Here is a 21,595-nt window from a genome sequence, read left to right as displayed (position 1 = left end):
TCATGACCACCCGCGACCTGCTGACCCTGACGAAGTTCCGCCTCAGCGCGCTCGTCATTGTCACCACCTTGGTGGGCTTCTGGCTGCGGGCGCCGAAGGGCTTCGACTTCTGGCTGCTCTTCCACACCATCGTCGGCAGCACCCTCGCCGCCTTCGGTGCCGCCGTGTTCAATCAGCTCATGGAGATCGAGCCCGACTCCCGCATGCAGCGCACGGCGGACCGCCCTCTGCCCTCCGGGCGCGTGAGCCCCTCCGCCGCATTCGGCATCGGCTGGCTCCTCAGCGCCTGGGCCCTCATCCATCTGACCATCCGCGTGAACATGGAGGCCGCCGCGCTCACCGCGCTCACGCTCGCGGTGTACCTTTTCATCTACACCCCGCTCAAGCGCCAGAGCGCCACCAACACCCTCGTGGGTGCTGTCTCCGGTGCTCTGCCGCCGCTCATCGGCTGGGCGGGTGCCGTCGGCCCGCTGCCTCCGGGTGCCACGCCGCATTTCCGCTGGGAGCTCATGCTCGAGCCCGGCGCCATCTACCTCTTCCTGCTCCTCTTCCTCTGGCAGCTCCCCCACTTCCTCGCCATCAACTGGATGTACCGCGACGAGTACCGCAAAGGCGGCTTCGTCATGCTCGCCAATGACGACGAACAAGGCGCGCGCACTTCCAAGCACGCCCTCGCTTACTCGATCAGCACCGTGCTGCTCATGTTTTACCCCGTTTATGCCGGGGTCGCCTACGCCTGGTGGTTCCTTCCCCCGGCCCTCCTCCTCAGCGGCTGGCTTTGCATGCTGGCTCTCCGCTTCAACCGCCAGCCGGAGCGCCCCGCCGCGCGCAAGCTCTTCTTTTGCACGCTGATGTATCTCCCCGGCATTCTGACCGTATCCATCCTTGCCTGGAAACACGCGTGACCGCACCGCCATGAACGATTCCCCCCCCTCCGCCAAGACTCCGCTGAACCCCTGGACCATCTGGGTCCCCATCATCATCGCCGCCCTCGGCATCGTCGTCTTTTACAACTACCTCATCTACCGCTCCCGCATCGACAATGACGTGAATCGTCCGCCCATCTACGGCCGCCTGGAAAAGGATCTGGAACTCACCGAACGCAGCGGCAAAGCCGTCCATCTCTCCGATCTGAAGGGCAAGATTCTCGTCATCTCCTGGGTCTTCACCCGCTGCCCCCGTGGCTGCGCTGCCGTCATCGCCAAGCTAAAGAAACTGCACGAGGAATTTGGCAACGAGCCCGGCCTGCAGTTCGTCAGCGTCACCCTTGATGCCGACGACACTCCCGAAATGATGCAGAAATTCGCCCGTGGCCTCGGCATCAAGGACGACGCCAACTGGTGGTTCGTGAATGGTGAAAAAGAAGCCGTGCGCAAGTTCATGACCAGCCAGGTGCAGTTCCGCCCCGTGCAGGACATGCCCGAGGCCGACCGCCTCTCTCCGGACGACAAATACATGCACGACCTCCGCGTCGCCGTCATCGACCACCGCGGCCATGTCCGCGGCCTTGAGGACATTTTGAATGCAGATCCCGAGGCCCAGAAGTTCTGGGATGAAAAGATCCGCAAAGACCTGCGCTACCTTCTCAACGAGCAGAAAAAATCCCCCTACAATCCCGCTGCGGCGAATTAAGCCATGGACGTCACCGAACTCCCCAAGCTCTACACCATTTTCAACGGCTGTGCGCTGTTCCACATTCTGCTCGGCCTTACGCTGATCAAAGTGGCCGCCCGCCAGGCCGCTGTGGTCACTCCCTCGGGGGGCACGGGGCCAAACCCGATAGTGGAGGGTCTGCGCAAAGGCCACATCGTCAGCATGGTCATCGCCCTGCTCTTCTCCACCGCCTTCCTCGGCTGCTATCTTTATTACCATTACCACGCCGGCCACGTGAAGTTCGCCGGCACCGGCCTCACCCGCCCCATCTACTTCACCATCCTCTTCACGCACATCCCGCTCGCCATCCTCAGCCTGCCGCTCATCATCATGACCGTCGTCCCCGGCCTGCGGAACCGCTTCGACCGGCACAAGCGCATAGCCAGATGGACCGTCCCCGTCTGGCTCTACGTCTCCGTCACCGGCATCATCGTCTATCTCATGTGCTACGTCTGGTACGGCCCGCCGATTCGTGCGTAATGTGATCACGTCGCGCCGGCATTCTGGCACCTCAGCAATCAACAATCGATTGCTCTTCAATCGTCAATCAAGCACGCCCCAGGCTGGCGAAAGCCATTGATGTGCGAAGGACTGAAAATTGCCGGACATTCGATTTTTGATTGCTGAAGGAAGAGCCCCCTCACTCCTCAAACTTCCACGACTTCTGCTTCATCGGCTTCAGGTCCGTCCTCCCCCGCTTCTTCCGAAACACATCGAACACCACGTCCGACCCGTCCGCCTTCATCTGGTGCACCATCTTCAGCAGCACTCCCAGCCGCCCCTTCGGAAACCCTGCCTTGTTTGCAAACCACCCCAGATACTCCGCCGGAATATCATAGATGGGCACCCCGTTCGGCGGAAAATGCTGCGGCCCATACTTCCCAAACGGCATAAACGTCCGCCCGATCTCCTCAAGATCAGCACGCATCCGTTCAGCCAGGTCGTCCATACTCAGACCATAAATGACGAAACCAGAATGGCGAATGACGAATGAAATCCCAATGACTCAATCGCCCAATTTGGAGCTTCGTCATTCATTCGTCATTCCTCATTCTGGTTTCGTCATTTGAGCGCAGCGAACGCCTCCCTCAGCAGCCCCTCCGTCACCTCCCAGTCAATGCACGCATCCGTGATCGACTGCCCGCGCACCAGCTTCTCCAGCGGCTGCGGAAACTTCTGGTTCCCGCCCACCAGGTTGCTCTCCAGCATCGCGCCGATGATCGCCTTCTGCCCCGCAGCGCGCTGGCGCACGATCTCCCGAAACACGTCCGGCATCCTGCGATGATCCTTCGCGCAGTTGCCATGGCTCGCATCGATCATGATCGCAGCCTTCAGCTTTGCCGCCTCCAGCCCGTCGATCGTCTCCATCACATTGTCCGCGCCATAGTTCGGCCCGTCTTCACCGCCGCGCAAAATGATGTGGCAGTCCGGATTCCCGCTGGTCGTCACCGCGGAGGCGATCCCGTCCTCGCTCACCCCCAGAAAAGTCTGCGGCTGCATCGCCGCCTTGATCGCATTGATCGCCGGCGCGATGTGCCCAAACGTCCCGTTCTTGAAACCCAGCGGCATCGACAAGCCCGACGCCATCTGCCGGTGCGTCTGCGACTCCGTCGTCCGCGCCCCGATCGCGCTCCAGCTGATCAGATCCGCAATGTACTGCGGCGTGATGGGGTCCAGCAGCTCCGTCGCTGTCGGCAGCCCTAGATCCAGCACATCGCGCAAAATCTTCCGCGCCAGCCGCAGCCCTTCCGGGATGTCGCAGCTCCCATCCAGCCGCGGGTCCATGATCAGCCCCTTCCAGCCCACCGTCGTGCGCGGCTTTTCAAAATAAACCCGCATCACGATGCAAAGCCGCTCCTTCAGCTCTCGTGCCAGCCCCGCCAGCTTCCCCGCATACTCCAGCCCCGCCTCGGGATCATGGATGGAGCACGGCCCCAGAATGACCAAAAAGCGCGGGTCCTTCCCCGCAAGAATGTCCCGGATCTCCTGCCGCGACTGCGCCACAAAAGCCGCCTGCGCCTCCGTCGGCGCAATGTCACTCATCATCCCTCGCGGAGATGGCAGCGGAACATTCGAAGCAATGTGAAGATTGGCGGTCTGGCTCATAGGGGGTGGTTTCATAGCACCACGCGGCCCCCTGCTCACCCAATTTCGCACCGCAAAAGCTCCTCGCCCATTGCATCTTTCCCGCCTCAGCCCTGAAGGGGCTGCGGAATACAGCCCAGGGCCGCCGAGCCTCAGCGAGGCCGCCCTGGGTTTGCGCAGCAGCTCTGGGAAGCAAACTCATCGCTCCGCCACACCCCGCGTTCACCAGCAGCGTCCACAAAGAGCCCCGCCGCACGCTTGCCGCGAGACTTTCCTCCGCGCCTCAGTCCTCCTGCACCACCGGATTCTTCGGCTTCAGCACCACATACAGCACCACGCTGATCACAATGATCGCCCCCGCAATCAACGGCGCGGTGTGCATCGACGTGTCGGTGCTCGTCACCGCGCTGTGAATCCGCGTGTAAATCAATGAGGCGCATGTCACTGCCCCCAGCACCGGCACAAACATCGGCGGTTCAAAACCACCCTTCGGCTCCTCCGGCTTCCGCTTCAACACCACCAGCGCGATGTTCACCACCGTAAACACCGCCAGCAGCAGCAGCACCGTCGATTCCGCGAGCTGCTTCACCCCGCCGCTGAGAATAAGAATCGCCACGATGCCAAACAGCACAAACACCGCCACATGCGGTGTGTGTCGCTTGGGGTGCACGCGCCCTAGCACCGAAGGCAGCAGCCCCTGCCGGCTCATCCCATACAGCAGGCGCGAGCCCATGATGTAGTTCAGCAGCGCCGTGTTCCCGATCGCAAAAATCGTGATGCCCAGATACAGCCGGTCGATGCCTCCCAGCCACGGCGCCGCCTTGTGCGCCACATCCATCAGCGGTGTCTTGCTCGCCGCCAGTTCACGCCAGGGGATCACCGACACCGCAGTGATGGCCACCGCCATGTAAATCAGCGTGGCCAGAATCATCGCGCCGATCAGGCCAAACGGCACATTCTTCCGCGGGTTCTTCACCTCCTCGCTCACATTCAAAATATCTTCAAAACCGATGAACGAGAAAAAGGTCAGCACCGCCCCCTGCATCACCAGCGCCAGCGTGATCCCGGATCCAGGCCCGCCCGCCACCGTGTCCTTCGCCGTTTCCAGATAGTTCACGCTGCCCCAGTAGCGCACGCCCACCGCGATGATGAACAGCAGCCCGGAGGCTTCCACCACCGTGCAGAGAACGTTCAGCCACATGCTCTCGCGCAGACCGCGATAGATCACGCAGCCCACCAGAAACACGATGCCTATGGCCACCAGCTTGATGTCGAGCGCAAACCCCAGCGCCTTCTCCAGCTGCTCCGCGATCGCCTGCGACCCCGTGGCCATGCTGGTGAGCCCGCTCATCATCACCGCAATTCCGACCACATAGCTCAGCAGCGGCTTTCTCAGTCCGTGCTGCGTCACATACGCCGCGCCGCCCGCCTTGGCATAGCGGCTCCCTACGCACGCGTAGGAGAGGCCCGTCAGCATCGCCGCGATCATCGCCGTCAGAAACGCCAGCCACACTGCATTTCCCAGCGAGTCCGCCGCACGTCCGATCAGCGCGTAAATGCCCGCGCCTAGCATCGAACCCAGCCCATAAAACATCACCTGCCACCCGCCGATGGTTTGCTGCAGGGAGGGCGGGGAGTCGGTCTTCGAAGAAAGGGCGGCAGGTTCCATTCCCCGCTACTAGCCGAGATGATGCCGCGCGGGAAGATAAAAAAGAGCCGCCCGCATCGCTTGTTTTGGCGATACGGGCGGCGCGGAGCTCGGACGCTGGACTTTTACAGCACCGGAATCTGGCGCGGCTTGGCCGCTTCTTTGAGCGGCAGGCGCAGCATCAGCACACCGTCTTCGAGCTGGGCGGTCATCTGCTCATCGTTCACCGGCGCGTTCAGGCGCAGGCGCAGCAGGTAGCTCAGCGGAGACAGCTCCCGGTGCAGCACCTTCATGCCTTCCGGCACTGTCGTGCTGCGTTCGCCGCGGATCGTGAGGATGTTTTCCTCAAGGTCCAGCTTCACGCCGCTCTTCGGCACACCCGGCAGCTCCACGCGGATTTCATACGCGTCGGCGTTGCCATTGATGTTGTAGAGCGGTTTGCGCAGGGATTCGGTGACGCCGGAGGTGGCAGGGGCGCAGGAGCGGGGGGAACAGGTCGTATTCATGATGGATTTGGGAATGGGTGTTTGATGTTGGGTTTGTTAAAGTGGGGGCTGGGGATGAGGATCAGTTCAGAGCGATGGTGCGCGGCTTGCTGCGCTCCTGTTTCGGCAAAGTCACACTCAGGATGCCGTCGGTGAGTTTCGCGCTGATCGCCTCTGCGTTGACGCCATCAGGCACGGACACGGAGCGCGTCATGCTAAAGGAGCTTTCCTTCTCGCCGTCCTTCGCGCGTTTCTCGGCCGTCACGGTCAGCAGGCCGTTGTTCAGCTCGATCTTCACATCTTCCTTCTTCACGCCCGGCACTTCAAAGCTGGCGAAGTAGTTGTCTTTGTCTTCATGCACGTCCACGGCCAGCTTGTCGCCCGTCATGCCGGGGAAAACTTCGCCGAGGTTGCTGATGAAGCTGCTCAGGGAAGGCAGGCTGGAGAACGGATGGCGAAACCATTCGTCGAAATCAGAGACACGGTTAAGGCTGAAGGGATTGGATCGGATGAGTTTCATGGTTCGGTAGGTTTGAGTTGAGTTTTGGGAGTCGGAATGTTGTTCCGCCTTTTACTTATGCATCAGCCGTGCCAGGCCTCTTTTGCCGTGATTCAACTCATTTAAAATCAACGAGTTAATCAGCGACGCCGCTTTTCGCTACGGCTTAAAACCACGCCACTTTGTGCCAAAAATTGGCACCTCTTGTCACACCACTGCGCCATTTTTGCCTACCCGGCATCATTGTCTTTTCAGGGCGCAACATCCGTCCCCTCGCTCACGGGCCGACCCCCGCCGCACCCCATGCCACGCCGCCTCAATGCGCCTTGGCCACCGCCTTCTTCGCCTTCAAATTCAGCAGCTCCACCGCCATCGAGAATCCCATCGCGCAGTAGATGTAGCCCTTCGGAATTTCGAAGTGAAACCCTTCGCCGATCAGCGCCGTGCCGATCAAAATCAGGAAGCTCAGCGCCAGCATCTTCACCGTCGGGTGCCGCGCCACAAACTCGCCCACCGCCCTCGCAAACAGCATCATGAAGCCCACGGAAATCAGCACCGCCGTCACCATGATGGAGATGTGCTTCACCATCCCCACCGCCGTGATCACCGAGTCCAGCGAGAACACAATGTCCAGCAGGGCGATCTGCACCATCACCGCTCCAAAGGCCGCCTCCTTGCCAACGCTTCTGCGCACGTCGCCTTCGGGGTCCCCTTCCAGCTTTTCATGAATCTCCCGCGTGCTCTTGTAAATCAGAAACAGCCCGCCCAGGATCAGCACCAGGTCCTTCCCCGTGATGGCATGCTCCAGCACCGTGAAGAGCGGCTTCGTCAGTGACATCACCCAGGTGATGGAAAGCAGCAGCAAAATGCGCGTCACCATCGCCAGTCCCAGCCCCAGAAAGCGCCCCCGCGCACGGTCCTGCGCCGGCAGCTTGTCCACCAGGATCGAAATGAACACGATGTTGTCGATCCCCAGCACAATCTCCAGCACGCACAGCGTCAGCACCGCCACCCAGGCCTCCGCGGAGGTGACCCAGGAAAAGTCGAGCACGTTCAAATTGGCGGTTACAGCAGCGGCGGCGTTGGCAATCATCGGGCGGCGACCCTAGCGGAAAATGCCCTCTCGGCAATCACCGGGGACAAATTTTGCTGCGGACACTCCGCGCCTCCAACAGCAAAAAATTTTCCATTCGCCAAAACCCGTTCATAGGTGCGCCCCATGCCTCCCCAAAGCCTCGAAGATCTCGAAGAACGCCTCAGCCGCCCCACGCCCGCCGTGATCGAAATGATGACCCGGCTTCCCGGCGACATCATCATCCTCGGCGCTGCCGGCAAGATGGGCCCCTCCCTCGCCCGCATGGCCAAGCGCGCCAGCGATGAAGCCGGCACCCAGCGCCGCATCATCGCCGTCTCCCGCTTTAGCACCCCCGGTTCCGCCGATGAATTTCAGCGGCACGGCATCGATGTCATCTCCAGCGACCTCCTCGCCGCCAATGCCGTGGCCTACCTCCCGCACGCGCCCAATGTCATCTACATGGCCGGCATGAAGTTCGGCTCCACGGGGCAGGAGGCCATGACCTGGGCCATGAACGCCTGGCTGCCCGGCCTCGTGTGTGAGCGCTACCACCGCAGCCGCATCGCCGCCTTTTCCACCGGGAATGTCTATGGCCTCGTCCCCGTGGAGCGCGGCGGCAGCCACGAGGAGGATGCCCTCAACCCCAAGGGCGAGTACGCCATGAGCTGCATGGGCCGCGAGCGCATCTTTGAATACTTCAGCCAGACCCGCGGCACCCCCGTCTCCCTCATCCGCCTGAACTACGCCTGCGACCTCCGCTACGGTGTCATGGTGGACATCGCCCGCCAGGTCTGGAATGGCGAGCCCGTCGATGTCACCATGGGCTACTTCAACACCATCTGGCAGGGCGATGCGAATGCCCTCTCCCTCCTCAGCCTAGCCAAGGCCCAAAGCCCCGCCTGGCCCGTCAACCTCACCGGCACCGCCACCCTCAGCGTCCGGGAAATCGCCAAGCGCTTCGGCGAAATCTTCGGCAAGCCCGTCCAGATCACCGGCCAGGAAGCCCCCGACGCCCTCCTCAGCAATCCCTACCGCAGCTTCGTCGAACTCGGCATCCCCTTCATCCGCGACGAAGAACTCACCGAATGGGTCGCCCACTGGATCTCCACCGGCGGCTCATCACTTGGGAAGCCCACGCACTTTGAGTCGCGGGATGGGAAGTTTTGAGATTCACCATGAGCTACTGGTCTCAATTCAAAAAGTGGCTCGGAGCAAAACCCGCCGATTCTACTAAGTCTGTTCCACCCAGTCTTCAAACAACACAGAAGTCGGAGCCGAACGAGACAGACCAATACATTCTCGACGCCATCCACACCTGGGTCTGGTCAGGATTTTACTCTCCCGAAGAGGTGGAACAAATGATTGACGACATCCTCGAGGAGGATGCCAATGAGGAGATGCTGCGCAATGCCGTCGAACCCGAGTTTAATAGAAAAGCGGAAGCGGAAAAGCTTTGGCCAAAGGTCACCGACTGCGACCACCTGAACACAGCCTTTCACGCATTGGACAAGCGGGGCGTGCTTTGTCTGCACAACGCCGGTTACACCATGTCAGACGGACACTCCGATGCACGTGAAGCACTTTCGAACCACCCCAAGGGTCGCTACTTCGGCTACTGCTTCTATCACGGACAAGATCTTGAACGGGCAGTCGCCAATGAGGGCTTAACTCTGGCCTTTGATCATGTGGATGGCGATGTCCCCGACAAACTCAAGGTGGCCTTGACCTTGAAAGAAGAACTGGAACGCGCTGGCTTTGCCTTGGAGTGGGACGGCACAAGCAACCACCGCATCCACATTCCAAAATTTGACTGGAAGCGCCGATACGAGCGATAGTTCAACCTTCCCTCACCGTCTTTGACCTCAAAAAATGAAATCGCTCCCTCTCAAAGTTGCGCAGGCTCTTAGGGAATCGAACAGTCTGAGCACAGCCATTTCCAAGACGCTCTCACCAAACCAGCGCGTGGCCTACTGTCGCCTCTTCGCCAAGCGCAAAAGCGGTTCACTCACTCCTGCCGAACACCGCAAGCTCTTGAAACTTTCTGACGCGATTGAGTTGCTGCATGCAACTCATCTCCAAAGCCTGATCACCTCATTGACGCGCCCAGAGAAGAAGTAACATCCGTCCCAACGCTCACCTTCAGACCAATTTAAAATTCCCAGTTTTCAGTTCCCAGTTTACAATCTCTGCGCGCCTTCCAACCCCCCAGCGCCCCCACTACTCCGCCGCACCCGGCCGCAGCCAGTACAGCACGCTCATCCGCACCGCGATGCCATTTTCCACCTGCTGGTTGATCAGGCACTTCTCATAGTTCATCCCCGCATCCGTGATCTCCACCCCGCGGTTCACCGGGCCGGGGTGCATCAGGTGCAGCCCGCGCTCGCGCAGCACTTTCACCCGCTCATCCGTCAGCCCGTAGTTGCGGTGGTACTCCGCGGAGCTCGGCACAAAGGGTTCGTCGATGCGCTCCCCCTGCACACGCAGCAGATAAATCACATCCGGCTTCCAGTCGAAGGCATCCGTCCAGTTTCCAAACTGCGGAATCTCCTGCGGCACTTCGCGCGGCATCATCGAGCCCGGCGCCAGATACGCCACCTGCATGCCCAGCCGGCGGAAGATAAGGCTGGTGCTGCGCGCCACGCGCGAGTGCTGGATGTCTCCCACGATCAGCGCCCGGCATCCGCGCAGATCCTTATGAATCTCGCGCAGCGTGAAGGCGTCCAGCAGCGCCTGCGTCGGGTGCGCATGCCAACCGTCACCCGCATTGATCACACTCGCACGCGTGTTCCTTGCGATGAGATTCGGCGTGCCGGACTGCTTGTGCCGCACCACGATGTAGTCCACCCGCATGGCCTCCAGCGTCTCCACCGTGTCCAGCACGGACTCACCCTTCACCACGCTGCTCGACTCAATGTCAAAGTGCGTCACGTCCGCGGACAGGCGGCTCGCCGCCACCTCAAAGCTCGAGCGCGTGCGCGTGGACGGCTCATAAAACAGCGTCAGCATCGTCTGCCCCTTCAGCGTGGGCACCTTCTTCACACTGCGCTTGAAAAGGTCTTTAAACGGCCCCGCGTTGTCCAGCACGAAGGCGATTTCCTCATCCGTGAGCGAGGCGATGTCGAGGAGGTCTTTGCGCGGGGTCATCTATCTCGTTGAGGTTTGGGTTTGCACGGTGCAGGCGTCCTGGCCGTCCACTTCTTCAAATCGCACGGCCACCCGCTCCCCCGGCCCCAGGCTCACCTTCAGGGCCGAAAAATCCGGCTGCACGGGAAGTTCACGCCCGCAGCGGTCCACCAGCACCGCCAGTTGCACGCGTTTCGGGCGGCCAAAATTCAGCAGCTCATCCAGCGCCGCACGCACGCTGCGCCCGGTGTAGATCACCTCGTCACACAGCACCACGGTCAGGTCGTCGATCTCAAATCCAATGTCCGAGCCCTCCAGCTTCGGCACCATCTGAAACGTGTTCAGGTCATCGCGGTACTGGGTGATGTCGATCGTCCCCACAAAAACCTTCGGCCCGCCCAGCCTGCCGATTTCCGCCGCAATGCGTTTTGCCAGCGGCACCCCGCGTGTGAATACCCCCACCAGTGCCAGGCTTTCCGCACCGGCATTGGCCTCCAGAATGCTTTTCGCCAATGCCTCCACCCCGGCGGCCATCTGGGCCTGTGTGAGGAGCGTGCGTTCGTTGCCGGGCATGGTGGAAAAGGGTGCGCGGACAGTCCGGTGATTCGCGAGGTTGTCAATGCGCCGGATGCCAGCGCCGGCCCGGAAGTTTCGCCCCGCTCGTGCCTCCAGGGTTGCAAACCGTGCGCGTCTTTGGTTTCATTCTCCCATGCACCGATTTTCCCTCGCCCTTTCCATCCTGGCCCTCTCAGCACTGCTGACCAGTTGCGACACCCTCCGTGAAAACAAACTGATCATCACCGCCCATGTGCAGACGGACCAGATCGAGCATCCCCGCGAGATCATGAAGCTTCCCATCCTCGGCCATCAGTTCACCTTCAAAAAGAGCCCCGAGTTCAGCCAGCGCAGCATTTCCGCCTTCGAACCCTTCCCGGCGGAAAAGCCTGAGGATGGCTTCGGCGTGGTGCTGCAGCTCGATACCAAGGGCAAGCATGCCCTCGATCTCGCCTCCCGCGACTACCACGGCATGACCATGCTCACCATGGTCAATTTCACCCCCGTTGACATGGTGGAGCTCGACCAGCCCATCACCGACGGCCGTTTCATCATCTGGCGCGGCCTCACCCAGAAGACGATTGATTACATGGACAAGTTTTACCCGCGCCTCAAATACCTGAAGTCCTCCTCCCGCATGATGGAAGACATGATGCCTTCCACCGACACGGAAAAAATGAACTCGCGCAGGGATGCCAAGGCTCTCGAGGCCGCGGAAAAGGCCGCCGCTCGTGACAAGGAGCGCGGCAAAGTCCGCGAGCCCAAAAAGCGCACGGACATCATCCCGCTGGAAAACTTCTAACCACCCGGCGCCGGATGACACGTCTCGTGCTTTCACTCTCGCTGCTCTGCCTGCTCACGCGCGCCCTCCCCGCGCAGCACCTGCAGCTCCCCACCGCCAACCACGCCCTGTTCGACGCTCCCTCGGAGTTTTTTCAGTTCGTGGACCGCGATTTCGAAGGCTCCAAAACCACCCCCTGGGAGGGCGGCCAGTTTGGTTTCGTGCGCGATCCCCGCCGCATCGGCAGCCGCATCGCCTACGCACGCTTTCACGAAGGCCTCGACATCAAGCCCCTCCAGCGCGATGCCAGAGGCAATCCACAGGACACCGTCTGCGCCATCGCGGATGGTGCCGTTGTCTATGTGGCTGCTGCCTCCGGCCTGAGCAATTACGGCCGCTACATCTTCGTGCAGCACAACTTCGGCGGCAGCCCCTATTTCTCCCTCTACGCCCATCTGGCCTCCGCCCAGGTCAGCGCCGGACAGAAGGTGCAGGCGGGCGCTCCGCTCGGTGTTCTCGGCTACACCGGCAGCGGCATCGACCAGCGCCGCGCCCACGTCCATGTGGAGCTGAATCTCTTCCTCTCCAGCCGCTTTGAAGCCTGGCACAATGCCAGCTTCAACACGCCCAACCACCACGGCGTTTACAACGGCCTGAACCTCATCGGGCTCGATCTCCAGTCCCTCTACCTCGCTCAGAGGAAAAACCCCTCCTACAGCGTCGCCAGCGCCGTGCAGTCCACCGAGAGCAGTTACCGCGTCGCCGTTCCAGGAGACGCCGAAATGGAAATCCTCAAAAACTACCCCTGGCTTCTCGATGGCCCGCGCCCCGTCGGCAGGCCCGCGGCCTGGGAGGTCACCTTCAGCCGCTGGGGCCTCCCCCTCGCCGTGAAAGCATCCGCCACCCCCGTTTCAGCCCCCGTCGTCACTTGGATCAAGGACACCGGCATCCCCCACTACACCCACACCCGCGGCTGCGTCACCGGCAGCGGCCCCACCGGCAAGCTCACCACCGAAGGCCTCCGCTTCGTGAAGCTCGTCTGCGGCTGGTTTTAGTGTGGACAGTCGGACTCGGGTATTCCACCATGCGGAGCTATGAATGATCCTGTCAATCCATACGCGCCTCCTCAGTCAAACCTACTGCCTGCGGACTCCTCCGGTGCCAGCGAGCTTCTCGCCACTCCATGGCAGAGGCTGGGAGCCAGCCTCCTGGATTCGCTGATCCTGATGGCCATCAACCTTCCCCTCATGTGGTTCACGGGTTATTTCGACCGTGCCATGGAGCAGGCGGCCAGAGGAGGCGGTTCCTGGGGGCCTGAGCGGCTCCTTTGGGGGCTCGTGGGCTTCATCGTGATGCTGGCGTTGAACTGGAATCAGCTCGGTCGCGGTCAGACCATCGGCAAAGGCGTTGTGAATCTCCGCATTGTCCGGAAAAACGGCTCCCCGGCCGCAAGGTCTCACATCATCCTCAAGCGCATCCTGCCACTACAGCTCATTGTTCAGATCCCCATTTTGGGTGTGGTGGTTGCCGTCATCGACTCCCTCCTGATTTTCCGCTCCCAGCACAACACTCTTCACGACGACATTGCGGACACCAAGGTCATCATCACGCAATCTTAGCCCGTCGCGGAAAGTCCGCGCCTACGCTGTCACCGCTGTTTCACTTCCGGCTCCGGCTGATAAAACCGGCCCATAAACTCCAAAATCTTCTCCCGCAGCTCATCACCATCAATGGGCCCGTTGTGGCGGTAGATCACCTCGCCTCCCGGCGCCACCACCAGCGTGTGCGGGATCGGCCCCGGCCACTCGGTATCCAGCGCTTTGATCAGCGCATCCTGGCTCGCCTCGCTGAAGACATACGCATTCCCCTTGCGCCCTTCGGCCTTGAGCGAGGCCTTCAGCTTGTCCGGCACCACCGCGTTGTTCTTTTCCAGAAACGCCTTCACCTCCCCCATGTCCTTCGGGTCGTCCATGCTGATGCTGATGAACTCAAACTCGCGCAGGCCAAACTTCCGTGAGGTGGCCACCAGCTCCGGAAACTCCGCCACGCACGGCCCGCACCACGTGGCCCACACGTTGAACATCCTTACCTTCTTCGTGTCGTTCTTCCGCAGCGCCACGACGCCCTTCGCATCGATCAGCTCCACCTCCACCTCGCCCTTCTCCCACTTCTCATTGTCCGCCGCGAGCTGCTTGCGTTTGTCGATCCACTTGGTCGAGCAGCCATGCGGCTTCGTCACCTCCACCGGCACCGGCTTGCCCGCCACCAGCGCCTCGATCGCATTCCGCGCATCCGGCGCCGTCACCGTGCTTTCATCCGCGTAGCGTGAATCATCCAGCCGCCCCTGGTATCTCAGCTTGCGCTCCTTGTCGAAGATGAACACATGCGGCGTCGCCAGGCAGCCATACGCCAGCGCCGTCTTCTGCGTGTCGCCATCATAGAGATAGGGAAACGTGAAGCCCTGCTCCTTCGCATGCAGCTTCATCTCCGGAAAGCTGTCGTTGTACTTCGAATAGCCCAGCTCGTCCGGTCGCAGCGCCGCGGGATCATTCGGATTGATCGCCACCACCTTCAGCCCCTTCCCCTTGAACTCCTTGATCAGCTTCTTGATCCGCCCCTCCACCGCCTGCGAAGTCGGGCAGTGGTTGCTCAGAAACGCGATCATGAGCAGGTCCGCATCCGCATACTCCTTCAGCGTGTGCTTCTCCTCATCAATGCCCACCAGATCAAAATCCGGCGCCGCATCCCCGATCTTCAATTCATGAAACCCCTCCGGCCCCGCCGGTTTTTTCCCCTTCGGCGTCTCAGCATTCGCCAGCGCCGGAAGCAGCACCGCCAGCAGGGTGAGAGCGAGCTTGTTCATGGATTTGATCGTCATTCAGGTTTCGCCGTCTGGCATTTCCAACACACTTCAAACGAGGCCGGATTCGATTCTTTGCACGCAGGGCAGAGCCAGTCCTCCTCTGCGGTGAAATGCGTTTCGTCAGACATCTGGTGCGGCCTCAGCAGCGCGCTGGCCTGCTCGAAATCAGCCTCGTCCACCAGGCACAAGGTCGGCTGCAGCGGACCGATAAAAATGTTCGTGAGCTGCGCGGTCGTTTCATTGCGGATGAAGGAGACAATGCCGGCCTCATCCAGGATCGACTTGTAGAAGCCGAGCCTCGCCGAATCGAGACTGGTGATCAGGTCGCGCATGGCTTTGGTCCTCACACCTCAAATTCATCCGCCGGATCAAACGGCGGCATTGGCACATTGATGATTTTCAGCTTTCCCACCGCCCGGTGCACACACCCGGGCCGGATCATCACCGTCGTCATCGGCTTCAGCGGCACGATCTGCCCGTCCACCTCCAGATGCCCCTCTCCTTCGAGCACGATGTAGATCTCCGTCATCTTCTTGTGGTAGTGCGCCTTGGAATCCGCATGGATGTCCGTCAGGTGCACCGTCGCCAGCGTGTTCCAGTCCTCCTTAAACGCCCGCCGCGCCTGCCCACACGGACACGGCGTCGGCGTGATTTCATCCAGCTGGGCAACGGCAAAGCGAGGTTCACTCATGACGGACAGCCTACTGGCGCTGATGCTCCTTGGCAAATGCTGCGGCATCCCGCGCCCCATGCAGCACATAAAGAATACGCACCCCGGCATTCTCCGGCAGCGGACGGTAATAGATCAGGTAATTGGGATATTCCGTGACCGTGATCATGCGGATGCCTTCCAGCGTCCAACGTAGAGGGTGATACTCAGTGCCCATCTGCGGTTGTGAAGCAAGAACGTCATACATTCCGGTAATCACTCCGACAACCTCGTCGGCTGCTCTGGGATTGCTCCGAGCAATGTAAGTAGCGATCTCTTCGAGATCGATCATTTCCACCTCAGGATGGATCTGATAGTGCATGTCAGCTATGAAGGGATTCACTCTGCACTCGAGCCAGAGCCCTTGCCATGACGCGTTCCTTCAATGCCTTGGTGTCCGTAATCGTGATAAACGGCCCCTTGTCCCTCTCTTCAAGAATATCTTCCAACGCCTCGCGTGTCGCATTGGTTTCTGCGTTTTGGGATGTCTCATCCTCACTCTCAAGGAAGTTCTCGACATAGGCCGAAAGAAAATCCTCTGGTGACTTATTCCACCCCTGCGCTTTGCGGTTCAGCGCGGGCATGACGTCTTCAGAAAGTTCTATGGTGAACTGCGGCATAGAGTTAGGTTACCACACCACCGCCTCCGCGACAAGTCTCCCTGTTCGTCCCATGGGTCCTGTCAGTCCTATTCCGCCAGCAAGCCCAGCAAAGGATCAACTGTGTGCTTCCCGCTCGCGAATCCCCGCTACGGCCTGCTCCATGACTCTCTCCACCAAATCATCAGGCACCCGCACAAACGGCCCTTTGTCTCTCCCCTCCAAAATCTCTTCCAGGCGCTCTTTCATAAGCGTTTCAGGCACATCAATGATGACCTGGGGCATGCTGATCAGCATACCCCGCCTCCCGCTGGACTCACCCCCTTCCTACAGCGCCCCCAGCGCTGCCGCCGCCACCTCCGCCGTCTGCTCCAGGTCATCCCGGCTGTGCGCCATGCTGATGAATCCCGTTTCAAACTGGCTCGGCGCAAAGTACACCCCGTGATCCAGGCAGTAGTGGAAAAACTTCCGAAACGCCGCCAGATCGCTCGTCTTCGCATCCTGCAGGCTGTGCACTTCCTTCTCCGTGAAGAACAGGCAGAACATGCTCCCTCGGCGGTACCACCGGTAGTTCAGCCCCTTCTTCTTCAGCACCTCCAGCACCGCGTCCTCCATGATCTGCCCCAGGTTCTCCAGCAGCGCGTAGCCGTTCTTCTTCTCAATCTCGCGCAGCTGTGCCAGCCCCGCCGCCAGCGCCACCGGGTTGCCGCTCAGCGTGCCCGCCTGATACACCGGGCCGATCGGCGCCAGCTTGTCCATCACGTCCGCACGCCCGCCAAAGGCCCCCACCGGCAGCCCACCACCAATGACCTTGCCCAGGCAGGTCAGGTCCGGCGTGATCTTTTCCAGCTCCTGCACCCCGCCACGGGCCAGGCGGAAGCCCGTCATCACTTCATCAAAAATCAGCAGCGCCCCGTGCTTCGCGGTGATGTCCCGCAGCTTCTGCAGGAATCCCGGCTTCGGCAAAATCAGCCCCGCATTCGCCGGATACGGCTCCACAATCACACACGCGATCTCATGCCCCTGCTTCTCAAACAGCTCCTCCAGCGCCGCCTCATCATTGAAAGGCAGCACGCTCGTCAGCTCCGCAAAGCTCTTCGGCACTCCCGCGCTGTCCGGGTTCCCATGCGTCAGCGCCCCGCTGCCCGCCGCCACCAGCAGGCTGTCCGAGTGCCCGTGGTAGCATCCGTCAAACTTCACCAGCCGGTCTCTGCCTGTAAACCCGCGCGCCAGCCGGATGGCCGACATCGTCGCCTCCGTCCCGCTGCTCACCATGCGCACCTTCTGGATGCTCGGCACCCACTCGCAGATCGTCCGCGCCATCTCCACCTCATACAGGTTCGGAATGCCAAAGCTCACCCCCTCCTTCGCCGCCGTGTGGATCGCCTCGATCACCGGCACGGGCGCATGCCCCAGAATCGCCGGGCCCCACGTTCCCACGTAGTCGATCATGCAGCGGTCATCCACATCGTAGATGCGGCACCCTTTGGCGCGCTTCACGAAAAACGGGTCGCCCCCCACATTGCGGAAGGCGCGCACAGGGGAGTTCACTCCGCCGGGGATGTACTGCTTGGCGAGGTCGAAAAGCTTGGTGGAAAGGGGTCCGTTGGGCATGGTTTGGGGTGGAAAGGGATACGCGGGAGACTTTAGGCGTCGAACAAAAGGTTGCCCAGAACCGTCAGACTCGGCTATTCTCCGCCCAATCCCCGACCACCCTGCCTATGAAAGCGCTCTGTTTGGTTCTCCTCGCCCTCTGCACCGCCCAGGCCGCCCTCGCTCAGTCGGCCACCCGCTCACCCCGTGGCCGCTCCACCCTGGACACGGTCGAGCCCGGCACCTTTGCCGTGGAGGGCATGACGCCCAGGCCCATCATCCTCAAAGTGCAGATCGAGGCCCCCGTCTATCCCACCAGCAAGCTCCAGGGCGCCCTCGGCTCCTTTGCCCCCGGCACCGTCGTCACTCTGCTGGCCATGTCTGACACCGCCTACCGCGTACGCGGCCGCGCCCGCCATGGCGATGTGGCCGGCTGGGTGCTCAAAGCCGAGGTCCTCTCCGCCGACCCCAATCTGAGCGCCAACCTCAAAAAACTCTATGAGCGCACCAAAATGGTGGAGGAGCTCATCCAGCACAAGCAGGTGGCCCTGGGCATGACCAGCCAGGAGGTGCAGGCCTCCATGGGCAGGCCCTCCCGCAAATCCAGCAAGATCACCGCCGCCGGCAAGGAGGAGCGCCTCGAATACGCCATTTACGATCAGGTCCCGCAGACCAGCACCGGTGTCAACGCCTTCGGCCAGATCGTCCAGACCGTCACCTACGTCCGCGTCGAGGTCGGCACCCTCAGCCTCAGCTTCAAAGACAATGTCGTTTCCGAGATCGAAGAGTCCAAAGGCAATCCCCTCGGCAACGGCGGAGTCAGGACCGTCCCGCCCCCCGTGGCTGGGTTTTGAACTTGGGTGTCGATCACTTTGCCTGGCTGCCAGACGACACTTGCCCCATCGGCTCCAGCAGTCCCTTCCGCCGCTTGACCGCCGGACTGTCGTACATTCCCCAGCGGATGGCACCATGCCCATCCCACCACATCACCGCTGTCACCAGCAAAACAAGCGGTAGCGGCCATTGCATCCGCACAAACAAAATGGCGAAGACAACGATGCCGGGCAGCACGATGAAACCGTACCCGGAAAAAAGGGCCAGAAACCAGGTAAGCGGAGGAATGCACGAGATCACATCGCCCCATGACTCGGTGGCCGTAAAAGCCGCCAGCAAACTCCCCAGCACCATGGCGGCAAATACCAGCGCCAGGCGCCCCGCAATCGTGTTCAACGCCTCACGAACCTGTGCATAGGGGAAGTCCTCGAAGTGAATCATGGCAGCTGGGTGTGCTCCGTTTGAGTCTTGATCATATCCCTCACTCGTTCGGAAGTCCACCCCTCCGCTCTCAGGCTCCTCAGCGACCGCGCATCATCCCGCTTCGCCAGCCGCTTCCCATTCTCGTCCGTGATCAGCCCATGGTGCCGCCACTCCGGCACCGGCAGCCCCAGCAGCGCCTGCAGCAGCCGGTGCAGATGCGTCGCCTCCAGCAGGTCCTCCCCCCGCGTCACCAGCGTGATCCCCTGCAGCGCATCATCCACCACCACCGCCAGGTGGTAGCTCGCCGGCGTGTCCTTCCGCGCCAGCACCACATCTCCAAACACCCCCGGCTGCGCCGTAAAAACCCCGCGCCCCCGGTCCCTCCAGCTCAGCTCGCCTTCCACCAGACCCATCGCCTTCGCCACGTCCAGCCTTAGCGCATACTGCTCCCCCGCCGCCATCCGCTGCGCCCGCTCCTCCACACTGCGGTGCCGGCACGTCCCCGGGTACAGCGGCCCGTCCGGCCCCTGCGGCGCATTCCCCGCCCGTGAAATCTCCTCCTGAATCTCCCGCCTCGTGCAAAAGCACGGATACAGCACTCCCAGCCCCTCCAGCTTCATCAAAGCCGCACGATAGTCATCAAAGTGCTCCGACTGCCGCCTCACCGGCTTCTCCCACTCCAGCCCCAGCCACGCCAGATCCTCAAAAATCGCCTCCTCATACTCCGGCCGCGCCCGCGTCCCATCAATGTCCTCCAGCCGGATGAGAAACCTTCCGCCCGCAGCCTGCTCATGCGCAAACAGCGCCGCATACGCATGCCCCAGATGCAGCCATCCGGTGGGGCTCGGCGCAAATCGTGTGACTTCAGGCATGGATATCAAATTGTCACAATCCGTCTCCCTTGACCTCTTTTTTTGCACGTCACGAAAAGAGAATCGATTGATTCAATCTCTGCCCCCTCTGCCTCTTTGCCCCTCTGCGGCAAATCGAACATCCCCAGGCTCGCCATCCTTGAAATGAGTTTTGCGAATCGTTGCAATCGCCCCAAACTCCCCACATGAATCTCGCCGACCTCGTCTCCCACCTCGACACCGAACTGCGCATCGCGGAAATCGCCGACTACTCCAACGCCCTCAACGGTCTCCAGCTCGAAAACCGCAGCGGCACCGTCACCAAGATCGTCGCCGCCGTCGATGCCACCCTGCCCGTCATCACCAAAGCCGCCGCCGCGGGTGCCGACCTCCTCATCGTCCACCACGGCCTGTTCTGGTCCGGCCTGCAAACCTGGACCGGCCCCGTCTTCCAAAAAATAAAGACCGCCCTCGATGCCGGCCTCGCAATCTATAGCTGCCACCTCCCGCTGGACATGCATCCCACACTCGGCAACAACGCCCAGATCGCCCTGTCCCTCGGAATCACACCTGATGGCGGCTTTTTGGAATACAAAGGCAACGCGGTCGGTGTGACGGCAGCTCATGAAATTCCCTTGGATGAACTGGTGGCAAAATTTCAGGCCGCCCTGGGTGGCAGCAAGGTGCACGTCTGTCCGGGAGGCCCCACGACGACCCGCAGAATCGGCATTTCATCCGGTGGCTCTGGCACGGAGGTCGCTGCAGCGGCCAGGGCCGGCATCGACACCTTCATCACCGGCGAAGGCCCCCACTGGAGCTACACCCTCGCCGAAGAAATCGGCGTCAACATCCTCTACGGCGGCCACTACGCCACCGAGACCTTCGGCGTCAAAGCCCTCTCCGCCCACATCCAGCAAAAATTCGGCATCCCCTGGGAATTTGTAGATCATCCCACCGGTTTGTAAGGATGCGCTGAATAAATCCACACACAGCAGATCAGAGGCCCGAATTTGAACTCATCTCTGCGGTCTTCTAATCTTGCGTTGTTAAATCAGTGTCTCCCTAAGCTGCCATGCCCTACCTCGGTACCTCCTTCTTCCAGCGCGACGTCCTCACCGTCGCCCGCGATCTCATCGGCGTCGAGCTCGTCTGGAAAGGCGCCGCCGGCATCATCGTCGAGACCGAAGCCTACTCCGTCGAGGGAGACCTCGCCGCCCACACCGCCACCCGCCCCAGCGCCCGCGAGTTCGTCAAAACTCACCCCGCCGGCGCCGCCTACGTCTATTTCAACTACGGCATGTACTGGCTCTTCAATCTCCTCGTCAAAGGCGGCTCCCAGGACGGCCTCATCCTCATCCGCGCCCTCGATCCCACCCGTGGCATCGAAAAAATGCGGCAGCGCCGCCACCGCGAAAAACTCCACGAACTCTGCTCAGGTCCCGGCAAGCTCGCCCTCGCCCTCGGCATCGATGGCACCCACCACGGCCTCCCCATGACCGGCAAAAACCGGCCCGCCGGCTGCGGCCTCATCCTGCCCTCATCCTCCTCCGCCCACGAAATCGCCACCGACATCCGCGTCGGCATCAGCCAGGCCATCGACTACCCCTGGCGCTTCCTCTCCCGCCACAGCCCCCACCTCAGCGTCAAACACGGCAAAGTGAAGCCTCCCGCCCCCAAGACACCCCGCTAAAAGAGGTCACAGACCTTGTACCATGCACACCTGCCAGCAGGTCTGCATTCCAGGTACGGCAGAGGCGTTGCGTCTGGCACGTCGCGCCGACATTCCGGCCCTTCAACAATCAAAAATCGATGGCTCATC

Annotated in this window: 29 protein-coding genes; 12 read left to right on the top strand and 17 right to left on the bottom strand. The window is 61.2% G+C overall.

The genetic code is table 11. The features are described from left to right. Positions 1-2: 2 nt before the first annotated feature. Genes cyoE through ACILSQ_RS24705 form a run of 3 tightly spaced genes read left to right on the top strand, consistent with a single transcriptional unit; the run spans position 3 to position 2,133 of the window. The gene (cyoE, locus tag ACILSQ_RS24715) at positions 3-905 is read left to right on the top strand and encodes a heme o synthase (protein WP_395746352.1); all 903 of its coding nucleotides are present in this window, start codon (positions 3-5) and stop codon (positions 903-905) included. Positions 906-915: 10 nt separating this feature from the next. Further along, positions 916-1,632: an SCO family protein gene (locus tag ACILSQ_RS24710; protein WP_395746351.1), complete on the top strand. Its 717-nt coding sequence runs from the start codon at positions 916-918 to the stop codon at positions 1,630-1,632. A gap of 3 nt (positions 1,633-1,635) precedes the next feature. Continuing rightward, complete coding sequence (locus tag ACILSQ_RS24705) at positions 1,636-2,133, top strand: DUF420 domain-containing protein (protein WP_395746350.1); 498 nt, start codon at positions 1,636-1,638, stop codon at positions 2,131-2,133. Between the two features lie 160 nt (positions 2,134-2,293). On the opposite strand, the gene ACILSQ_RS24700 is transcribed toward ACILSQ_RS24705, so the two are convergent. The 6 genes from ACILSQ_RS24700 to ACILSQ_RS24675 all read right to left on the bottom strand — a co-directional run bounded on the left by ACILSQ_RS24700 (position 2,294) and on the right by ACILSQ_RS24675 (position 7,463). Then, entirely contained in the window at positions 2,294-2,602 is a 309-nt protein-coding gene (locus ACILSQ_RS24700) for a putative quorum-sensing-regulated virulence factor (protein ID WP_395746349.1), read from the bottom strand. Between the two features lie 113 nt (positions 2,603-2,715). Further along, complete coding sequence (locus tag ACILSQ_RS24695; RefSeq protein ID WP_395746348.1) at positions 2,716-3,759, bottom strand: 3-deoxy-7-phosphoheptulonate synthase; 1,044 nt, start codon at positions 3,757-3,759, stop codon at positions 2,716-2,718. A gap of 262 nt (positions 3,760-4,021) precedes the next feature. Continuing rightward, positions 4,022-5,407 (bottom strand): APC family permease, encoded by a 1,386-nt coding sequence (locus ACILSQ_RS24690; protein WP_395746347.1) that lies wholly within the window; start codon positions 5,405-5,407, stop codon positions 4,022-4,024. Positions 5,408-5,511: 104 nt separating this feature from the next. Then, a complete protein-coding gene (locus ACILSQ_RS24685) occupies positions 5,512-5,892 on the bottom strand; it encodes an Hsp20/alpha crystallin family protein (protein WP_395746346.1) in 381 nt (126 codons plus the stop codon). A 61-nt stretch (positions 5,893-5,953) separates the two neighbouring features. Continuing rightward, entirely contained in the window at positions 5,954-6,391 is a 438-nt protein-coding gene (locus ACILSQ_RS24680; protein ID WP_395746345.1) for an Hsp20/alpha crystallin family protein, read from the bottom strand. A 295-nt stretch (positions 6,392-6,686) separates the two neighbouring features. Further along, positions 6,687-7,463 carry a TerC family protein gene (locus ACILSQ_RS24675; RefSeq protein ID WP_395746344.1) on the bottom strand — a complete coding sequence of 259 codons (777 nt, stop codon included), beginning with the start codon at positions 7,461-7,463 and terminating at the stop codon, positions 6,687-6,689. A 126-nt stretch (positions 7,464-7,589) separates the two neighbouring features. On the opposite strand from ACILSQ_RS24675, the gene ACILSQ_RS24670 reads away from it, so the two are divergent. From ACILSQ_RS24670 to ACILSQ_RS24660, 3 genes are read left to right on the top strand one after another with little or no spacing between them, the layout of a single operon-like run. Then, positions 7,590-8,612 carry an NAD-dependent epimerase/dehydratase family protein gene (locus tag ACILSQ_RS24670; RefSeq protein ID WP_395746343.1) on the top strand — a complete coding sequence of 341 codons (1,023 nt, stop codon included), beginning with the start codon at positions 7,590-7,592 and terminating at the stop codon, positions 8,610-8,612. An 8-nt stretch (positions 8,613-8,620) separates the two neighbouring features. Beyond that, positions 8,621-9,280 carry a DUF6891 domain-containing protein gene (locus ACILSQ_RS24665; RefSeq protein WP_395746342.1) on the top strand — a complete coding sequence of 220 codons (660 nt, stop codon included), beginning with the start codon at positions 8,621-8,623 and terminating at the stop codon, positions 9,278-9,280. A gap of 34 nt (positions 9,281-9,314) precedes the next feature. Continuing rightward, on the top strand, positions 9,315-9,563 hold the full coding sequence (locus ACILSQ_RS24660; protein WP_395746341.1) for a hypothetical protein: 249 nt from the start codon (positions 9,315-9,317) through the stop codon (positions 9,561-9,563). A 99-nt stretch (positions 9,564-9,662) separates the two neighbouring features. Here the strand turns inward: ACILSQ_RS24660 and ACILSQ_RS24655 are convergent, their stop codons facing one another. Both ACILSQ_RS24655 and pyrR read right to left on the bottom strand, forming a co-directional pair. Further along, positions 9,663-10,589, bottom strand: a complete 927-nt coding sequence (locus ACILSQ_RS24655) for an aspartate carbamoyltransferase catalytic subunit (protein ID WP_395746340.1) — start codon at positions 10,587-10,589, stop codon at positions 9,663-9,665. After that, the gene (pyrR, locus tag ACILSQ_RS24650; RefSeq protein WP_395746339.1) at positions 10,590-11,141 is read right to left on the bottom strand and encodes a bifunctional pyr operon transcriptional regulator/uracil phosphoribosyltransferase PyrR; all 552 of its coding nucleotides are present in this window, start codon (positions 11,139-11,141) and stop codon (positions 10,590-10,592) included. It lies immediately after the preceding gene. A 136-nt stretch (positions 11,142-11,277) separates the two neighbouring features. Here pyrR and ACILSQ_RS24645 point away from each other — a divergent pair, with 136 nt between their 5' ends. From ACILSQ_RS24645 to ACILSQ_RS24635, 3 genes are read left to right on the top strand one after another with little or no spacing between them, the layout of a single operon-like run. Next, positions 11,278-11,925 (top strand): hypothetical protein, encoded by a 648-nt coding sequence (locus ACILSQ_RS24645; RefSeq protein WP_395746338.1) that lies wholly within the window; start codon positions 11,278-11,280, stop codon positions 11,923-11,925. A 14-nt stretch (positions 11,926-11,939) separates the two neighbouring features. Then, positions 11,940-12,959, top strand: a complete 1,020-nt coding sequence (locus ACILSQ_RS24640) for a murein hydrolase activator EnvC family protein (RefSeq protein ID WP_395746337.1) — start codon at positions 11,940-11,942, stop codon at positions 12,957-12,959. A 39-nt stretch (positions 12,960-12,998) separates the two neighbouring features. After that, the gene (locus tag ACILSQ_RS24635; protein WP_395746336.1) at positions 12,999-13,523 is read left to right on the top strand and encodes an RDD family protein; all 525 of its coding nucleotides are present in this window, start codon (positions 12,999-13,001) and stop codon (positions 13,521-13,523) included. Between the two features lie 29 nt (positions 13,524-13,552). On the opposite strand, the gene ACILSQ_RS24630 is transcribed toward ACILSQ_RS24635, so the two are convergent. The 7 genes from ACILSQ_RS24630 to hemL form a co-directional block, all read right to left on the bottom strand. Next, complete coding sequence (locus tag ACILSQ_RS24630) at positions 13,553-14,767, bottom strand: redoxin family protein (protein ID WP_395746335.1); 1,215 nt, start codon at positions 14,765-14,767, stop codon at positions 13,553-13,555. 11 nt (positions 14,768-14,778) lie between these two features. Further along, the gene (locus tag ACILSQ_RS24625) at positions 14,779-15,099 is read right to left on the bottom strand and encodes a putative signal transducing protein (RefSeq protein WP_395746334.1); all 321 of its coding nucleotides are present in this window, start codon (positions 15,097-15,099) and stop codon (positions 14,779-14,781) included. Between the two features lie 11 nt (positions 15,100-15,110). Continuing rightward, positions 15,111-15,458, bottom strand: a complete 348-nt coding sequence (locus ACILSQ_RS24620) for a cupin domain-containing protein (protein ID WP_184339700.1) — start codon at positions 15,456-15,458, stop codon at positions 15,111-15,113. A 10-nt stretch (positions 15,459-15,468) separates the two neighbouring features. Continuing rightward, a complete protein-coding gene (locus ACILSQ_RS24615; RefSeq protein ID WP_395746333.1) occupies positions 15,469-15,798 on the bottom strand; it encodes a type II toxin-antitoxin system RelE/ParE family toxin in 330 nt (109 codons plus the stop codon). 1 nt (position 15,799) lies between these two features. Further along, positions 15,800-16,096 carry a hypothetical protein gene (locus ACILSQ_RS24610; RefSeq protein WP_395746332.1) on the bottom strand — a complete coding sequence of 99 codons (297 nt, stop codon included), beginning with the start codon at positions 16,094-16,096 and terminating at the stop codon, positions 15,800-15,802. 96 nt (positions 16,097-16,192) lie between these two features. Further along, positions 16,193-16,360, bottom strand: a complete 168-nt coding sequence (locus tag ACILSQ_RS24605) for a hypothetical protein (protein WP_395746331.1) — start codon at positions 16,358-16,360, stop codon at positions 16,193-16,195. A gap of 42 nt (positions 16,361-16,402) precedes the next feature. Further along, on the bottom strand, positions 16,403-17,689 hold the full coding sequence (hemL, locus tag ACILSQ_RS24600) for a glutamate-1-semialdehyde 2,1-aminomutase (RefSeq protein ID WP_395746330.1): 1,287 nt from the start codon (positions 17,687-17,689) through the stop codon (positions 16,403-16,405). A 107-nt stretch (positions 17,690-17,796) separates the two neighbouring features. Between hemL and ACILSQ_RS24595 the strand changes: the two genes are divergently transcribed. After that, complete coding sequence (locus tag ACILSQ_RS24595; protein ID WP_395746329.1) at positions 17,797-18,522, top strand: hypothetical protein; 726 nt, start codon at positions 17,797-17,799, stop codon at positions 18,520-18,522. A gap of 13 nt (positions 18,523-18,535) precedes the next feature. Here the strand turns inward: ACILSQ_RS24595 and ACILSQ_RS24590 are convergent, their stop codons facing one another. Both ACILSQ_RS24590 and gluQRS read right to left on the bottom strand, forming a co-directional pair. Continuing rightward, the gene (locus tag ACILSQ_RS24590) at positions 18,536-18,943 is read right to left on the bottom strand and encodes a hypothetical protein (RefSeq protein ID WP_395746328.1); all 408 of its coding nucleotides are present in this window, start codon (positions 18,941-18,943) and stop codon (positions 18,536-18,538) included. Next, positions 18,940-19,797, bottom strand: a complete 858-nt coding sequence (gluQRS, locus tag ACILSQ_RS24585; RefSeq protein ID WP_395746327.1) for a tRNA glutamyl-Q(34) synthetase GluQRS — start codon at positions 19,795-19,797, stop codon at positions 18,940-18,942. The genes ACILSQ_RS24590 and gluQRS overlap by 4 nt, the downstream gene beginning before the upstream one ends. A 185-nt stretch (positions 19,798-19,982) precedes the next feature. Between gluQRS and ACILSQ_RS24580 the strand changes: the two genes are divergently transcribed. Together ACILSQ_RS24580 and ACILSQ_RS24575 are read left to right on the top strand one after the other, a co-directional pair. Then, on the top strand, positions 19,983-20,741 hold the full coding sequence (locus ACILSQ_RS24580; RefSeq protein ID WP_395746326.1) for a Nif3-like dinuclear metal center hexameric protein: 759 nt from the start codon (positions 19,983-19,985) through the stop codon (positions 20,739-20,741). A 107-nt stretch (positions 20,742-20,848) separates the two neighbouring features. Further along, positions 20,849-21,466 carry a DNA-3-methyladenine glycosylase gene (locus ACILSQ_RS24575; RefSeq protein ID WP_395746325.1) on the top strand — a complete coding sequence of 206 codons (618 nt, stop codon included), beginning with the start codon at positions 20,849-20,851 and terminating at the stop codon, positions 21,464-21,466. The last annotated feature ends 129 nt before the right edge of the window (positions 21,467-21,595 follow it).

Source organism: Prosthecobacter sp. (genome assembly GCF_044227185.1).
Classification (GTDB): Bacteria; Verrucomicrobiota; Verrucomicrobiia; order Verrucomicrobiales; family Verrucomicrobiaceae; genus Prosthecobacter.
Note: the sequence above shows the minus strand (reverse complement) of the source record. Positions and strands in the feature narration are given on the sequence as shown.

Coding starts and splice junctions, on each gene's coding strand:
- pyrR (WP_395746339.1), bottom strand. CDS start 11,141: ATGCCCGGCAACGAACGCACGCTCCTCACACAGGCCCAGATGGCCGCC.
- ACILSQ_RS24670 (WP_395746343.1), top strand. CDS start 7,590: ATGCCTCCCCAAAGCCTCGAAGATCTCGAAGAACGCCTCAGCCGCCCC.
- ACILSQ_RS24605 (WP_395746331.1), bottom strand. CDS start 16,360: ATGCCCCAGGTCATCATTGATGTGCCTGAAACGCTTATGAAAGAGCGC.
- ACILSQ_RS24660 (WP_395746341.1), top strand. CDS start 9,315: ATGAAATCGCTCCCTCTCAAAGTTGCGCAGGCTCTTAGGGAATCGAAC.
- ACILSQ_RS24700 (WP_395746349.1), bottom strand. CDS start 2,602: ATGGACGACCTGGCTGAACGGATGCGTGCTGATCTTGAGGAGATCGGG.
- cyoE (WP_395746352.1), top strand. CDS start 3: ATGACCACCCGCGACCTGCTGACCCTGACGAAGTTCCGCCTCAGCGCG.
- ACILSQ_RS24675 (WP_395746344.1), bottom strand. CDS start 7,463: ATGATTGCCAACGCCGCCGCTGCTGTAACCGCCAATTTGAACGTGCTC.
- ACILSQ_RS24705 (WP_395746350.1), top strand. CDS start 1,636: ATGGACGTCACCGAACTCCCCAAGCTCTACACCATTTTCAACGGCTGT.
- ACILSQ_RS24640 (WP_395746337.1), top strand. CDS start 11,940: ATGACACGTCTCGTGCTTTCACTCTCGCTGCTCTGCCTGCTCACGCGC.
- ACILSQ_RS24625 (WP_395746334.1), bottom strand. CDS start 15,099: ATGCGCGACCTGATCACCAGTCTCGATTCGGCGAGGCTCGGCTTCTAC.
- ACILSQ_RS24710 (WP_395746351.1), top strand. CDS start 916: ATGAACGATTCCCCCCCCTCCGCCAAGACTCCGCTGAACCCCTGGACC.
- ACILSQ_RS24685 (WP_395746346.1), bottom strand. CDS start 5,892: ATGAATACGACCTGTTCCCCCCGCTCCTGCGCCCCTGCCACCTCCGGC.
- gluQRS (WP_395746327.1), bottom strand. CDS start 19,797: ATGCCTGAAGTCACACGATTTGCGCCGAGCCCCACCGGATGGCTGCAT.
- ACILSQ_RS24630 (WP_395746335.1), bottom strand. CDS start 14,767: ATGAACAAGCTCGCTCTCACCCTGCTGGCGGTGCTGCTTCCGGCGCTG.
- ACILSQ_RS24575 (WP_395746325.1), top strand. CDS start 20,849: ATGCCCTACCTCGGTACCTCCTTCTTCCAGCGCGACGTCCTCACCGTC.
- ACILSQ_RS24680 (WP_395746345.1), bottom strand. CDS start 6,391: ATGAAACTCATCCGATCCAATCCCTTCAGCCTTAACCGTGTCTCTGAT.
- ACILSQ_RS24580 (WP_395746326.1), top strand. CDS start 19,983: ATGAATCTCGCCGACCTCGTCTCCCACCTCGACACCGAACTGCGCATC.
- ACILSQ_RS24695 (WP_395746348.1), bottom strand. CDS start 3,759: ATGAGCCAGACCGCCAATCTTCACATTGCTTCGAATGTTCCGCTGCCA.
- ACILSQ_RS24665 (WP_395746342.1), top strand. CDS start 8,621: ATGAGCTACTGGTCTCAATTCAAAAAGTGGCTCGGAGCAAAACCCGCC.
- ACILSQ_RS24620 (WP_184339700.1), bottom strand. CDS start 15,458: ATGAGTGAACCTCGCTTTGCCGTTGCCCAGCTGGATGAAATCACGCCG.
- ACILSQ_RS24635 (WP_395746336.1), top strand. CDS start 12,999: ATGAATGATCCTGTCAATCCATACGCGCCTCCTCAGTCAAACCTACTG.
- ACILSQ_RS24615 (WP_395746333.1), bottom strand. CDS start 15,798: ATGCACTATCAGATCCATCCTGAGGTGGAAATGATCGATCTCGAAGAG.
- ACILSQ_RS24595 (WP_395746329.1), top strand. CDS start 17,797: ATGAAAGCGCTCTGTTTGGTTCTCCTCGCCCTCTGCACCGCCCAGGCC.
- ACILSQ_RS24610 (WP_395746332.1), bottom strand. CDS start 16,096: ATGCCGCAGTTCACCATAGAACTTTCTGAAGACGTCATGCCCGCGCTG.
- hemL (WP_395746330.1), bottom strand. CDS start 17,689: ATGCCCAACGGACCCCTTTCCACCAAGCTTTTCGACCTCGCCAAGCAG.
- ACILSQ_RS24645 (WP_395746338.1), top strand. CDS start 11,278: ATGCACCGATTTTCCCTCGCCCTTTCCATCCTGGCCCTCTCAGCACTG.
- ACILSQ_RS24655 (WP_395746340.1), bottom strand. CDS start 10,589: ATGACCCCGCGCAAAGACCTCCTCGACATCGCCTCGCTCACGGATGAG.
- ACILSQ_RS24590 (WP_395746328.1), bottom strand. CDS start 18,943: ATGATTCACTTCGAGGACTTCCCCTATGCACAGGTTCGTGAGGCGTTG.
- ACILSQ_RS24690 (WP_395746347.1), bottom strand. CDS start 5,407: ATGGAACCTGCCGCCCTTTCTTCGAAGACCGACTCCCCGCCCTCCCTG.